The organism is Tabrizicola sp. T46, from assembly GCF_057219895.1.
The window spans coordinates 38,035-51,672 of the sequence record NZ_JBXVVV010000007.1 but is presented as its reverse complement, the minus strand read 5'-3'; the positions used below and the strand labels follow the sequence as shown (position 1 = coordinate 51,672).

Here is a 13,638-nt window from a genome sequence, read left to right as displayed (position 1 = left end):
ACCATCTGCAGCTCGGGATCGCCACCTACGACCCCGAGGCCTACTTCAACGCCGTGCAGAACGCGCCCTCGCATTCGGTGCAGGGCAAGAAGCTGGACCGCATCCTGGAAAAGATCGGCAACTGAAGCGGTGCTTCTTGCCGTTAGTGCGCCTCGGCCTTTTGCAGGAGGGCGTCCGGCTGGAGAATCTCGACACTGCCCCAGCTCAGCCCAATGATTCCTTCGTCCTCCAGTTCCTTCAGGAAGCCGGACACCACGCTGCGCGCAAGGTTGGCGATATCGGCAATCTCGGCCTGCGTGGCGTCGATGACGAGGGTGCGGGGAACCACTTCGTCACGCAGGCCGGCCATTCGCGCAATGATCGCCGCAAGTCGCCGTCGGCCGCCCCGGATCATCAGATCATGCGCCAAACCCATGGTGCGGTAGTGATTTTCAAGGTTCAGAAGGGCAAGATGGCGCCAGATCTCGGGATGTTGCCGGGCAAAACGGCGGAAGTCTCCAAGTTCGATCGACAGCACAGCGCTTGATCGTGTCGCCCAGATGCCCACGGCATGGTTCCCGACCGCTGTGGTCCCTTCGGCCAACCAGGCACCAGGGTAAAGCAGCATGCTTTTCTGAGGCAGGATGAACGAGGGCGAAACCTCGGCTGCAAGACATCCGCTGGCGAGGAAATACATCGATTTCGGGACATCGCCTATAGCGTAAAGACGCGTCTCTGCCTCAAGTTGCTTGTGTCTGGCAGCGGCAAGCAAACCATCTTGCAGCGCAACCGGCAGTCGCGAACACCAGCCCGTGTTCCGGGCGAAGTCTATGGCTCCCTCGCGTGACCGCATGCTCACTTCAAATGACTGAATTCAGACAAAGATTAGGGTCCTTCTGACTAATGTCAACGCGGGCAGGGCCGGGAACTGGGAGTTAATGCGTGACGGATATCTGGACTCTCTTTGCGATCATCGCGGCCATCGTTGTCCTTTTTGCCTGGGATCGTCTGCCGGTGATCGCGGTCTGCATGGGGGCCGCACTCGCGCTTTGGGCGACTGGCATCCTGACGCTGCAGCAGGCCATGGCAGGGTTCGGCGATCCTGCGGTGATCTTCATCGCGGCGCTCTTCGTAGTCAGTGCGGGACTGGAGGTTTCGGGCGTCACGGCCTGGGCGGGGCAGGTCCTGATCGGACAAGCGGGGGCCAGCCGGACGCGGCTGATCATGCTGATGATGGGGTTCGTCGGCGTGCTTGCCGCGATGATCAGTGTCAACGGCGCGGTGGCGGCTCTCCTGCCCGTCGTGGTCGTGATGGCCATCCGCCTCGGCCAGTCGCCGTCGCAGCTTCTGATGCCGCTGGTATTCGGTGCCCATGCCGGATCGCAGCTGATGCTAACCGGATCGCCGGTGAACGTCCTTGTGGTCGAAGCCTCGCAGGATGCAGGCGGCGGTGGCTTTGGCTATTTCGAATTCGCGCTGGTCGGAATTCCGATCGTCATCGGTTGCATTGCCATTGTCGTGCTTTTCGGTGAGCGGCTCTTGCCGAAGCGCACCTCGAAGACGCTGCCGCCCGACCTTTCCCAGCACGCGCACACGCTGGTAGAACAGTACCGCCTGAAGGGCGACGTGCACCAGATGCGGGTCCGCGAAGGCTCGCCCCTGATCGGCATGTCGCGGGATGAGCTTGGGACGAAGCAGGTCGGCGCGCTTTCGTTTGTCCTTCTGAAGGATACCGAAGGGCGCCCGATCCGCCGCGATGCCGTGGCCGAGGGGGATATCCTTGTCGTCAAGGGACCAGCCGATCAGGCCGCCAATGCAGCGGGCGAGTTCGGCCTTGCCTTCCGTGAGGACGTGCCCGAGGGCGGCATCTCGGATCAGCTTTTCAACCGCGACTCCGGCCTTGCCGAAGTGCTAATCCCGCCGCGGTCGCCCCTGATCGGGCAGACCTTCTTTCCCGGAATGGTCACCGAAAGCGGTGACCTGATCGTGCTGGCGCAACAGCGCGCTGGCACCGACCTGCCGCCCGGCACGGCGCTAGCCGCCGGGGATACGCTGCTTCTGCAGGGCACCTGGGCGGCACTCGACAAGCGGCTGGAGCCTGCTGAGGTGCTGGTTGTGAACTCGCCCGACCTCGTCCGCCGTCAGGCTGTGCCGATGGGGGCAGGGGCCAAGACCGTGCTCGCGGCGCTGGCGCTGATGGTGTTCCTTCTGGCCACGGGGCTGGTGCCGCCGGCGGTGGCGGGCCTTCTGGCGGCCGGGATCATCCTGGTTTCCGGCGTGCTGAACACAGATCAGGTCTACCGCGGGATCAGCTGGACGACGGTCATCCTTGTCGCCGCACTGACCCCGCTTTCGACCGCCATGCAAAGCACGGGCGCAGCGGCACTTCTTGCCGACAATCTGGTCGCACTCGTCGGTGATGCCGGTCCCTACGCGCTACTCGCCGGTCTTTTCATCCTGTCGGCGATCATGGGGCAGGTGATCTCGAACACTGCAACCTCGCTGATCGTCATCCCGATCGCGGTGGTGGCGGCCCAGCAGATGGGTATCTCGATCCAGCCGGTGCTGATGTGCGTCTGCATCGCCTGTGCCGGCGCGTTCCTGACCCCGGTGGCTACACCCACCAACCTGATGGTGATGGAGCCCGGCGCCTACAAGTTCACCGATTACTGGAAGCTCGGCCTGCCGATGCTGATCTGGTTCTTCATCATCGCCGTCTTCGTCGTGCCGATGATCTGGCCATTCTGACGGTCCCGAACCGTCCGCCACTGCACGCTTCAAGGGAGGAAGCCTGATGTCCGATCTCGACAAGGTTCTGGCACATATCGATGCAGACCTAGACAACGCGCTGGATCGCCTCTTTCAGACTGTCCGGCTGAAGTCTATCTCGACCGACCCGGCCTATGCCGCCGAGACGCGCAAGTGCGCGGAATGGCATGCCGCCGACCTTGCCTCGATCGGTTTCAAGGCCGAAGTGCGCGACACGCCCGGCCACCCGATCGTGCTGGCCAAGGAGCATTCTGCCAAGGGCACCAAGGTCCTCTTCTACGGCCATTATGACGTGCAGCCCGCCGATCCTTTGGAGCTGTGGACGGATGAGCCTTTCAACCCGGTCATCGTCACCCTGCCGGACGGGTCGAAAGAGATCAGGGGCAGGGGGGCCTCGGACGACAAGGGTCAGCTTCTGACCTTCGTCGAGGCTTGCCGGGCGTGGAAAGCGGTGACCGGCAAACTGCCGATCCCGATCACGATCCTGCTGGAGGGCGAGGAAGAATCCGGCGGGGCGAACCTGCCGGGTTTCCTTGATGCGGCCAAGGATGAACTGACCGCCGATGTCGCAATGATCTGCGACACCAACATGTGGGACAAGGAAACGCCGGCGATCACTACCTCCTTGCGCGGGCTTTGCGCCGAAGAGATCTTCATCCACGGGTCCGACCGGGACCTGCATTCTGGCTTCTACGGCTCGGCTGCGGTGAACCCGAACCACGTGCTCGCGCGCATCATTGCCGACCTGCGCGACGCCGATGGGCGGATCACCATTCCCGGCTTCTACGACGGGGTGCCGGAACCCGACCCTTCGCTGCTGGAGGGCTGGTCGAAGCTTGGTTTTTCCGAAAGCGCCTTCCTGGGCGAGGTCGGCCTGTCGGTTCCTGCCGGCGAGAAGGGGCGCTCGGTGCTGGAGCAGACCTGGTCACGCCCGACCTGCGAGGTGAACGGCATGACCGGCGGCTATACCGGCGACGGGTTCAAGACGGTGATCCCGGCGGTGGCCTCGGCCAAGATCAGCTTCCGGCTGGTCTATGATCAGGACCCGCACAAGATCCGCGCCGCCTTCCGGGAGTTCGTGAAGGCGCGGGTGCCGAAAGACTGCCGGGTGGAGTTCACCGAGTTCGGCTCGGGCCGCGCCGTGTCTTTCGACGTCGCTGCCCCGGTCTTCCAGCGCACCCAGAAGGCGATGAGCGACGAATGGGGCAAGCAAGGCGCCTTTGTCGGCGGCGGCGGCTCGATCCCGGTGACGACGATGATCAAGGAAAAGCTGGGCCTTGACGTGGTGATGGCCGGCTTCGGGCTTTCGGATGACCGGATCCACAGCCCGAACGAGAAGTACAGCCTGACGAGCTTCCACAAGGGCATCCGGTCATGGGCCCGCGTGCTTGCAGCACTCTGATCCCGTGATGGCCCCCGGGCTGTCGCAGTTCGGCAAGCTTAGCCCGGCCGAGCAGGTGATGGTCGATGGCGTCGGCAACGGCGTCTTCGACCGCGTTGGCGCCGGCGGCCTGCCTGCAGCCGGAGATGCCGACAGGCTGGTGCGGGGCGAACTGATCCGTGCCCTGCTCCTTGGTGGCGATGGCATGCCGGTCATGCATGAAAAGGGCCTGCGTCTCAGCGGTGCCTGGGTGACCGGCACGCTTGACCTTGAAGGCTGCCGCATTCCCCGCGACATCGGACTGATGGATTGCCGGTTCGATGCGATCCCGGTCCTGCGTTCGGCCATGATCGACACACTGTCACTCGACGGCTCGTTTCTGCCCGGGCTGAACGCGGATCGACTGGAGGCGCGGGGCGACCTTCTGTTCCGTGCCGCGACCATCGAAGGCCTTGTAGCACTGAAGGGCGCGCGGCTTGAGGGTGATCTCGTCTTCGACGGGGCGAACCTTTCCAACCCCGACGAAATCTGCATTGCCGCCGAGCGCATCGCCGTACGCGGCGGGGCACTCTTCCGCGGGGCGCATCTGGACGGCGAGCTGGTGCTTTCGGGTGGTCGGGTCGGTGGTCATCTTGACCTTGTCGGGGCAACCATCAAGCGGCCCGAGGGCTTTGCGATCGAGGCGAACTCGGTCACGGTTGGCGGCGACGTAGCCCTGAGGCATGCGACCATCCTTGGCGGGATCGACCTGCAGACCGCGCGTGTGGGTGGGGACCTTGACCTCTCCGGGGCAAAGCTGTCGGCCCCGGGAACCATGGCGCTGAACCTCGACCGCACCAGGGTGACGGCGGCCTTCTTCCTGCGAAATGGTGCCTCTATCGACGGCACGCTCAGCCTTGCCGGCGCCGAAGTCGGGACGATCATCGATGATCCGGAGTCCTGGCCTGAACCCGGTGACCTGGTACTGAACCGTTTCCTTTACGGCGCGCTTCAGGGGCCGGCATCCGACTCGGCGCTGCGCCTCGACTGGCTTTCGCGGCAGACGCCGACGCGCTGGGGTGAGGACTTCTGGCCGCAGCCTTACGAGCAGCTGGCCAAGGTCTTCCGGGAAATGGGCCATGACGAAGATGCCCGGACCGTCCTGATCGAGAAAGAGCGGCACTCGCGCCGCGCCCGGCGCGCCCGGACCCAGAACCCGCTTTACCGCGCCCTGATGCTGGTGAACGACAGTTTCCTTGGCCTGGCGACAGGTTATGGCCGGATGCCGCTTCTGGCGCTGGTCTGGATGTTCGTCCTATGGGCCCTGGGTGCTATGCTGTATTCGCATCTTGAAACGGTTGGAGCCCTTCGGCCCTATTCGGCGGTGATCCTGAGGTCGCCGGAATGGGTGCTCTGTTCCGTGCCGCAGGGCGAACAGCTGTTCATGGTCTCCCTAGGGGTGGAGCGCGAAGGGCTGGCACTGCCGGGCCAGACCCAGATGGCCTGCTATCTTCAGCAGCCCGAGGCGGATGCATTTCCGAAGTTCAATGCTGTCATGCTGTCGGCCGAGGCGATCATTCCCGGTCTCGGCGTTGGCCAAAAGGACATCTGGTCGCCCGACACCCGAACGACGATCGGCTACATCGGCAAGTGGTTCGCCTATTTCCAGACGCTTGCCGGGCTGGCGCTTGGCCTGCTTGCAGTCGCGGGCTTCTCGGGGATCGTCAAGTCAAGCTGAACCGGCGGCTAGCCCCGCACGACGCAGCGAAAGCCGATGTGGCAGGTCGAGGTGTCGATCGCCTCGGCGTGGCGGGCCGAGGGCCGGTAGCGCCGGCAATAGCTTGGCGCACAGAGGAAACTGCCGCCTTTCAGCACCTTTTGCGGGATCGGCGCATTGGGATCGGTCGTGCCGCGCGCCGGTCCCCGGGGGTTCTTCGGCACGCAGCAGGCCTTGGCCGCGTCCGAAGGATGGCGCGGCAAGTACCAGTCATGGGTCCATTCCCAGACATTGCCGATCATGTCGAAGAGGCCATAGCCATTGGCCGGGAAATGCCCGACGGGCGAGGTCGTCTCCCACCCGTCTTCTTTGGTGTTCTGATAGGGGAACTGCCCCTGCCAGGTGTTGGCCAAGTGACGGCCGCCGGGCGTAAGCTCTTCCCCCCAGGCATAGGTCGCGCCGTCCAGACCGCCGCGGGCCGCGAACTCCCATTCGGCCTCGGTCGGGAGGTCCTTTCCCACCCATTTCGCATAGGCCAGCGCATCGGCATAGGCGACATGGACCACCGGGTGGTTCTCCAACCCCTTCAGCGACGAGCCCCGCCCATAGGGATGCCGCCAGTTTGCGCCGGCTCGAAGCTCCCACCACTGTGACCAGTTGCGCAGGTCGACGGCGACACGTGTCTTGCGGAAGACAAGGCTGCCGGCAAAAAGCATGTTCGGTGCAGCACCGGGGTAGTCCTCGGCCCGGGGGGTCATCTCGGCGGCGGTCACGTGGCCGGTGGCCGCAACGAACCGGGCGAATTCGGCATTGGTCACAAGGTGCCGGTCGATCCAGAACGGGTCGACCTCAACCCGATGCGACGGGGCCTCTTCGGGATAGGCGTTGTCGCTGCCCATCCGGAACATTCCGCCCGGAACTCTGGCCATGCCCTCGGTCACGGGCTTCGATGTTTCTGCTGCGTCCATTGCGTTCGCTTCTTCACCTTGTCCCCGAAGGAACGGTCCGGCCCGTCCGGGTGTTCCCGTGCAAACCTGCCCGGTTTCCCTGTCCCAGTCCAGCACGGCGCGTCCCTGTCAGCTCGCCAACCTGCCTTGGGTGCAGACAGCTTCGGGGCCGCAGCGCATGTCCATTTCCTTCAGCGGTTGCCGTGTGGATCGCGGTGACGGCTGCCATTCTGTCGTCACCCTTGCCTGCGCGTGCCGCCAAGTCGTTCAAAAAGCTGCGAAATCGTCTTGGCCTCGACCGGCTTGGCCAGAACTTCAATCGCGCCAGCCTGAAGACATGTCTCGCGGGTTCCTTCGCGTTCTACCCCGGTCATCATCACCGTCGGCACGTCGACCCCCCGCGCGCGCATCTCGGTCAGCGCCTCGATCCCGGATTTCTCGGGCATGTGGATGTCAAGAAGGACGAAGGTCGGCCGAAGACCCTGCACCCGCGCAAGCATCTCGTCTCCCGACGCGCTGACTTCGCAATCGATGTCCATGGACCGCACCATCCGTTGCATCGCGCGACCAAGCGAAGGATCGTCGTCCACCACCAGAATGCAACCCGTCGTCATGGTCTTTGCCTCATTGGTGCGGTCAGTCTGGCACAGACAAAGGACGGGCCCAATGGGACCTCTGTCTTATGTCCGCGTCGTGTCGGGCATCCGCGCCATCAGTGTGACCAGTTCCGCGACCGACCGCACTCCCATCTTGTTCATCACACGCCCCCGGTGGACCTTGATCGTCTTTTCGGCCGCGCCCAGCCGGTGTGCGATCTGCTTGTTCAGCCGGCCTGAAAGGAGTTCCAACAGCACCTCATGCTCTCGTGGGGTGAGCGAGGTCAGGCGCGCGCGCAGGTCGCCAAGCGCCAAGAGCTCGCGTCGCCGTTCGCTGTCGGCAGCAAGGGCGGCACGGATCGCTGCCATCAGAGTGTCACCATCGACCGGCTTGGTCAGGAAGTCGACCGCCCCGGCCCGCATGGCCTTTACGGCGCTCGGGATCGATCCCTGCCCGGTCAGAAAGATGACCGGCCGTGCATCGTCGCCCCGTGCGAGACGTTCCTGCAGGTCAAGGCCGCTTGCTCCCCGCAGACCAAGGTCGATGACCGCGCAACCGGCAATCGTGGGGTCATGCGCGGCAAGGAAGCTTTCCGCGTCGGAGAAGGCACGGGTCTCGAACCCCTCGACCCCGAGAAGGCGTTCAAGCCCGCGCAGGATCGACGGGTCGTCGTCCACCAGCCAGATCACGCTCATGCCGCAGCTCCGGGCAGGGACAGGATTATCCGCGCGCCGCTTCCGGAACCGTCGGCAAAGGCAAGTGTGCCGCCGTGTGCCTCGGCGATGCTGCGGCAGATGGCCAGCCCCACGCCAAGGCCGGTGGACTTGGTGCTGACGAAGGGCCGGAAAGCCGCCTCGCGCTCATCAGGTGCGACACCTGGCCCCGCATCCTCGACCGTCACGGTCGCCTGCCCGTTTGGTTCAACCCCGGATGATATGGTCATCACGCGCGTTCCTTCCGCTTGAGAGGACATGGCTTCGGAGGCGTTGAGAACGAGGTTTAGCACGACCTGCTGCAACTGGGCGGCATTTCCGTCCACCGCGACCGGTCCCGGGGCCAGCGCCAGCCTCACCCGCGACCCGCTGGCGTCAAGTTCGTTCTGCACCAGCAGCAGGGTGGCCCGGATGATCTCGTTGAGGTCGGTCCTTTCCATCGCGACCTCGCCCTTCACCATCAGCCGCCGCAGGCTGGCGATGGTCGATCCGGCGCGCTGCACGTCGGCACGGATGTCCTCGAAGATCGCGGCGACTTCGGCCACATCCGGCGGGGTGCGGGCGGCCAGACGCTTGCCGGCCTCGGCATTGGCCTGGATCGCAGCGAGGGGCTGGTTGATCTCATGCGCCAGCGAGGCCGAAAGCTGGCCCAGCCGGAGGTTCCGCGAGACGTGGATCAGCTGGCTGCGCTCAAGGTCAAGCGAGGCTTGTGCCGCAAGGTACCTCCTTCGGTGGAACAAAAGCCCAACGATAGTCGCCGACTGGATGGCGACCAGTGCTGCGATGCCAAGCATCTGGGCGTAGTACCTTTCCCACACGGTCGGCTCATAAAACAGGATGCGCGCATCGTCTGGCAGACGTTCGAGGTCAAGGCCATGCTGCTTCATCGCGCGCCAGTCCACCGTCGGAACCGCAGCCACCCGGACCGGTTCGGGCAGGGGTGATCCGGCGGCGGCCAGACGCAGCATTTCGCCGATCCGCCGCCCGGTTCCTTCAAGATCCTCGACGCTGCCCCCGACCACGCCGGAACCGATCTGGGTTTCGTAAAGGGTCCAGACTGGTGCCCTCGATGCGGCAGCAAGAAGGCTGGCAAACTGGACCGGAAGAAAGCGTCGACCGTCAGCGTCCAGGTTGACCGTCAACGCAAGCACAATGGCGCGCGGGTCAAGTTTTCCGGCCTCGGCAAGATAAGCGTCGGCGCTGGCTTCCGGCAGAACGCGCAACGGCTTTCCGCCGTAGCTCTCGCCGACCGCTTCCACGCTCTGTCTCCATTGCCGGTCGAAGTTGGCCGAACCTGCGACGACGACGATTTCCGGCGCGTCTGGCTGCACCTTCAGCGCCAGATCCAGAGTGCTGCGGAAATCGAACGGGCTGATCACACCGCTGAGGTCAGGCGAGGTCTGACCGGACAGCGCGCGGTTCAGTCCTTCCTCTCCGAACCCACCGAAGACGATCGGTACCTCAGGCGCAAAGTCCGATCTGGTCTCAAGGATGAAGGAAAGGGCGTTAACCCCCAGAACCGCGATTGCATCGAGGCCGAGCCCTTCGTAACGCTCGATCAGGAAGGTCCGGTTGACAGCGAGCTCGCCCGGATCGTTGAACCGCAGCATGTCCAGATACTGGACATAGATCTCGCTCCGCGTGGTGAAATCCGGACCAAGCTCCTCTTCGATCCCACGCAGAAGCGCCTGACCAAGGGGAAGCCGACTGTCCGATTCAAGGACGATCAGCACGCGGGGCCGGTCGCCTTCTTGCGCGCCGGCATCCTGCGCGGCAAGACAAAGAAGCGCCGCAACAAGCACAAGACCGATCGAACGAAAGGCAATGGCGGTCGCCGGTCGCAGCATAGACCCCCCGGGGCGCGGACTTCTTGGGATAAGCCCTTTGTCCAACTGTTGGTAACGCCCGCACTTCCTTAGCGTCAAGGCGCTAGGCTGGGCTTGCCGTGTCCGCCCTGCCCGAATTTCAGCAGAGAGGAGACAATGAAATGAGTGTGAGACAGGGAGCAGGATTGCTTCGCTCCACCACCATGGTGCTTGCGGCTGCGCTTGCCATCGCCGGGGCGCCGCTCGCGGCTCAGGACGCCCAGAAGCCCAACATCGTCATCATCTGGGGTGATGACATCGGCCAGTTCAACATCAGCGCCTACAACATGGGCATGATGGGCTACAAGACGCCCAACATCGACTCGATCGCCCGTGAAGGTGCCCTCTTCACCGACTGGTACGGCCAGCAAAGCTGCACCGCCGGTCGTGCGGCCTTCATGACGGGCCAGTCGCCGATCCGCACCGGCCTGCTGAAGATCGGCCTGCCCGGATCGCCCGAGGGGATCAACATCGCCGACCCGACGATTGCGGTCCTTCTGAAGGAACAGGGCTATGCGACCGGGCAGTTCGGCAAGAACCACTTCGGCGACCGCGACGAGATGCTGCCCACCAACCACGGCTTCGACGAGTTCTTCGGCAACCTCTACCACCTGAACGCCGAGGAAGAGCCCGAGAACGAAGATTATCCGCGCGACATGGTGATGCCCGACGGTCGCACCTTCCTTCAGACCTTCGGCCCGCGCGGGGTGATCCATTCGGTCGCCAATCCCGACGGCACCCAGACGATCGAGGACACCGGCCCTCTGACCCGCAAGCGGATGGAGACGATCGACGAAGAGGTGACGGAACGCGCACTGGCCTGGATGGACAAGACCCATGCCGAAGGCAAGCCGATGTTCCTGTGGTACAACAGCACCCGGATGCACATCTTCACTCACCTCAAGGAAGAGTCGAAGGGCGTGACCGGACTTGGCGTCTATGCCGACGGCATGGTCGAGCACGACGGGATGGTCGGCGAGGTTCTGGCGAAGATCGAGGAACTGGGGATCGAGGACAACACGATCATCATGTACTCCACCGACAACGGTGCCGAGGTCTTCACCTGGCCCGACGGCGGCACGACCCAGTTCAAGAGCGAGAAGAACTCGCCCTGGGAAGGCGGCTACCGCGTGCCGACGCTAATCAAGTGGCCCGGTGTGATCGAACCCGGCACCATCATCAACGAGATCGGCGCGCATGAGGACATGCTGCCGACCCTTCTGGCCGCTGCAGGCGCTCCGAACGTGACGGAAGAGCTGAAGGCCGGAAAGACCGTCAATGGCCGTGACTACAAGGTCCACTTGGACGGCTATGACCTGCGTCCTGCGCTGGAAGGCAATGCGGAATGGCCTCGCAAGTCATTCATCTACTGGACCGACGGCGGCGAGGTTGCGGCCCTGCGCTACGGCAACTGGAAGGCCCAGTACCTTGATCAGCCCGCGCATGGCCTTGGCGTCTGGCAGGAACCCTTCGTCACCCTGCGTGCGCCGATCCTGACCAACCTGCGGATGGACCCGTTCGAGAAGGCCCGCGACGAGGATGCGATGGGCTATCAGCGCTGGTATGTCGAACGGATGTTCATGTTCATCCCCGCAATGGCCTACATGACCCAGTGGATCAAGAGCTTCGAGGAGTTCCCGGTGCGCATGAAGCCCGGCAGCTTCGATCTGCAGGCCGCCATGGATGCCATGGAGAACGTGCAGAAGTGACGTAATGAGTGAAACCCGGCCGCAGCCCTTGCGGCCGGGTCTATCCGGGATCCAGCATATCATTCGCCCAAGGAGTGACCGCGCATGCGTCTTACGGCAGCTTTCCTGTGCCTTCTCGGCCTTGCCGTGTCAGCCAAGGCGGACCCGCTGCCATCGTGGAACGCCACCGCGACCAAGGCCGCGATCATCGATTTCGTGGAAGGCGTGACCACCCCCGGTTCCGCTGATTTCCTGCCCGAGGCTGACCGGATCGCCGTCTTCGACAATGACGGCACGCTCTGGGCCGAGCAGCCGATGTATTTCCAGCTCTTCTACGCGCTCGACATGCTCCGCGCAAAGGCAGAGGCCGACCCCTCGATCCTGACCTCGGAAACCTTGAAGGCAGCCGTTGCCGGTGACATGAAGACCGTGCTGGCCGGCGGCAAGGCCGCGCTGGGCGAGATCGTCGCCGCCAGCCACGCCGACCTGACAGCCGAGGCATTCCAGGCATCGGTCGCCGACTGGGCCGCGACTGCGACCCATCCCGTGACCGGCCTGCGCTTTGCCGACATGACCTACCAGCCGATGACCGAACTTCTGCGCTACTTGCGCGACGAAGGCTTCTCGACCTGGATCGTCACCGGCGGCGGCACCCATTTCGTGCGAGCATTGTCAGAAGACGCCTACGGCATCGCGCCCGAACAGGTGGTCGGCTCGGTCGGCGACAGCGAGTACCGCGTGATCGACGGGGTGGGCCATATCTGGAAACTGCCGGACCTCGCGTTCATCGACGACAAGGGCGGCAAGCCGGTCGGCATCGACCGCAATATCGGCAGGCGTCCGATCCTTGCCTTCGGCAACTCGGACGGCGATTACGAAATGCTTGAATACACCACGACCGGCCCCGGCCCGTCGCTTGGCCTGATCCTGCACCACACCGACGCGACCCGCGAATGGGCCTATGACCGCGACAGCCACATCGGCCAACTGGCGCGAGGCCTTGACGATTCGGCTGCGAAGGGGTGGATCATGGTGGACATGGCCGCAGACTGGGCCCGCATCTACAGCGGCGCTCAGGGCAAGGTGGACTGAGGATGTCGCGGAACGAAACCGCAGGGCCGACGACGGCACGCCGTCGGGAAAGTGGAAGGAACGAACTCATGATGAAAGCCCTCGTTGCCGGAACCGTTGCAGTACTTTCGGCACAAGCTGCCTTCGCCCAGGACAGCGGCTGGACCTACACTGCGACCTTCAACGCCTGGCTGCCCGATGTCACGAGCTCGATCGGCACAGATTTCGGAACCGTCGAGACGGAAGCCAGCATCAGTGACGTCCTGGAAAACCTGGACATGGTCCTGATGGGCTCGTTCGTTGCGCAACGGGACCGGCTTGGGTTCGTTGCCGATCTTCTTTACCTTGACCTTTCGGCCGAACGTGACACGCCGTTTGCGGTCTTCGGTGGCGCCGAGGCCGATATCAAGTCAACGATTGCCAGTGGATACGCCCTCTACCGGGTCACGTCCGACCCGGCACTCGCCTTCGACATCGGCGCGGGTCTGCGGGCTTTCGATGTCGACATCGATCTTGCCCTCACCCCGGGCCTCGCTGCCGGCAGGTCGCTGAGTGTCGGCGGCAGCTGGGTGGACCCAGTCCTTGCCGCCCGGCTCATTGCTCCGCTGGACGAGAACTGGTCTCTTCTCGGCTTTGCCGACTGGGGTGGTTCAGGCGGTGGCGACCAGTCGTGGCAGGTTCTTGGAGCGGTGAAATACGATTTCAACGAGAAATGGTCGACCGAGATCGGGTACCGGTACATGGCGATCGACAAGGAACTCGACGGGCAGGACGTGTCACTTGACCTTGGTGGTCCGATCGTCGCCTTCGGCCTGCGCTTCTGACCGGCTCTCCCGGGGCCAAACCCGGCGCGGTGCGTTGCCTTCCTTCGACGGGTCCTTTTTCCACAAAAGGACCGAAACCGCCCCGAACAAAACCGGCCGGTCCTTGTT

Annotated in this window: 11 protein-coding genes; 6 read left to right on the top strand and 5 right to left on the bottom strand. The window is 63.9% G+C overall.

Features of this window, described 5'->3' with window-relative positions; genetic code table 11:
* Positions 1-142 precede the first annotated feature (142 nt).
* A complete protein-coding gene (locus AC2D9V_RS17780) occupies positions 143-547 on the bottom strand; it encodes a Crp/Fnr family transcriptional regulator (RefSeq protein ID WP_484715431.1) in 405 nt (134 codons plus the stop codon).
* Positions 548-921: 374 nt separating this feature from the next.
* Here AC2D9V_RS17780 and AC2D9V_RS17775 point away from each other — a divergent pair, with 374 nt between their 5' ends.
* From AC2D9V_RS17775 to AC2D9V_RS17765, 3 genes are read left to right on the top strand one after another with little or no spacing between them, the layout of a single operon-like run.
* Positions 922-2,727: an SLC13 family permease gene (locus tag AC2D9V_RS17775; RefSeq protein WP_484715430.1), complete on the top strand. Its 1,806-nt coding sequence runs from the start codon at positions 922-924 to the stop codon at positions 2,725-2,727.
* Positions 2,728-2,773: 46 nt separating this feature from the next.
* Entirely contained in the window at positions 2,774-4,150 is a 1,377-nt protein-coding gene (locus AC2D9V_RS17770) for a M20/M25/M40 family metallo-hydrolase (protein WP_484715429.1), read from the top strand.
* A 7-nt stretch (positions 4,151-4,157) separates the two neighbouring features.
* Positions 4,158-5,846: a hypothetical protein gene (locus AC2D9V_RS17765; protein ID WP_484715428.1), complete on the top strand. Its 1,689-nt coding sequence runs from the start codon at positions 4,158-4,160 to the stop codon at positions 5,844-5,846.
* A gap of 8 nt (positions 5,847-5,854) precedes the next feature.
* Here the strand turns inward: AC2D9V_RS17765 and AC2D9V_RS17760 are convergent, their stop codons facing one another.
* From AC2D9V_RS17760 to AC2D9V_RS17745, 4 genes are all read right to left on the bottom strand, one after another.
* Positions 5,855-6,793 (bottom strand): formylglycine-generating enzyme family protein, encoded by a 939-nt coding sequence (locus tag AC2D9V_RS17760; RefSeq protein WP_484715427.1) that lies wholly within the window; start codon positions 6,791-6,793, stop codon positions 5,855-5,857.
* Between the two features lie 215 nt (positions 6,794-7,008).
* A complete protein-coding gene (locus tag AC2D9V_RS17755; RefSeq protein ID WP_484715426.1) occupies positions 7,009-7,386 on the bottom strand; it encodes a response regulator in 378 nt (125 codons plus the stop codon).
* 66 nt (positions 7,387-7,452) lie between these two features.
* Positions 7,453-8,064 (bottom strand): response regulator transcription factor, encoded by a 612-nt coding sequence (locus tag AC2D9V_RS17750; protein WP_484715425.1) that lies wholly within the window; start codon positions 8,062-8,064, stop codon positions 7,453-7,455.
* The gene (locus tag AC2D9V_RS17745) at positions 8,061-9,929 is read right to left on the bottom strand and encodes an ATP-binding protein (RefSeq protein ID WP_484715424.1); all 1,869 of its coding nucleotides are present in this window, start codon (positions 9,927-9,929) and stop codon (positions 8,061-8,063) included. The genes AC2D9V_RS17750 and AC2D9V_RS17745 overlap by 4 nt, the downstream gene beginning before the upstream one ends.
* A 164-nt stretch (positions 9,930-10,093) precedes the next feature.
* Between AC2D9V_RS17745 and AC2D9V_RS17740 the strand changes: the two genes are divergently transcribed.
* The 3 genes from AC2D9V_RS17740 to AC2D9V_RS17730 all read left to right on the top strand — a co-directional run bounded on the left by AC2D9V_RS17740 (position 10,094) and on the right by AC2D9V_RS17730 (position 13,530).
* The gene (locus AC2D9V_RS17740; RefSeq protein ID WP_484715423.1) at positions 10,094-11,656 is read left to right on the top strand and encodes an arylsulfatase; all 1,563 of its coding nucleotides are present in this window, start codon (positions 10,094-10,096) and stop codon (positions 11,654-11,656) included.
* 84 nt (positions 11,657-11,740) lie between these two features.
* Entirely contained in the window at positions 11,741-12,727 is a 987-nt protein-coding gene (locus AC2D9V_RS17735) for an HAD family hydrolase (RefSeq protein ID WP_484715422.1), read from the top strand.
* A gap of 68 nt (positions 12,728-12,795) precedes the next feature.
* Complete coding sequence (locus tag AC2D9V_RS17730) at positions 12,796-13,530, top strand: porin family protein (protein WP_484715421.1); 735 nt, start codon at positions 12,796-12,798, stop codon at positions 13,528-13,530.
* The last annotated feature ends 108 nt before the right edge of the window (positions 13,531-13,638 follow it).

Bases quoted from the DNA above. Each gene is read 5' to 3' on its own strand.
- AC2D9V_RS17770 (WP_484715429.1), top strand. From the start codon at position 2,774: ATGTCCGATCTCGACAAGGTTCTGGCACATATCGATGCAGACCTAGAC.
- AC2D9V_RS17765 (WP_484715428.1), top strand. From the start codon at position 4,158: ATGGCCCCCGGGCTGTCGCAGTTCGGCAAGCTTAGCCCGGCCGAGCAG.
- AC2D9V_RS17760 (WP_484715427.1), bottom strand. From the start codon at position 6,793: ATGGACGCAGCAGAAACATCGAAGCCCGTGACCGAGGGCATGGCCAGA.
- AC2D9V_RS17755 (WP_484715426.1), bottom strand. From the start codon at position 7,386: ATGACGACGGGTTGCATTCTGGTGGTGGACGACGATCCTTCGCTTGGT.
- AC2D9V_RS17750 (WP_484715425.1), bottom strand. From the start codon at position 8,064: ATGAGCGTGATCTGGCTGGTGGACGACGACCCGTCGATCCTGCGCGGG.
- AC2D9V_RS17745 (WP_484715424.1), bottom strand. From the start codon at position 9,929: ATGCTGCGACCGGCGACCGCCATTGCCTTTCGTTCGATCGGTCTTGTG.
- AC2D9V_RS17735 (WP_484715422.1), top strand. From the start codon at position 11,741: ATGCGTCTTACGGCAGCTTTCCTGTGCCTTCTCGGCCTTGCCGTGTCA.
- AC2D9V_RS17730 (WP_484715421.1), top strand. From the start codon at position 12,796: ATGATGAAAGCCCTCGTTGCCGGAACCGTTGCAGTACTTTCGGCACAA.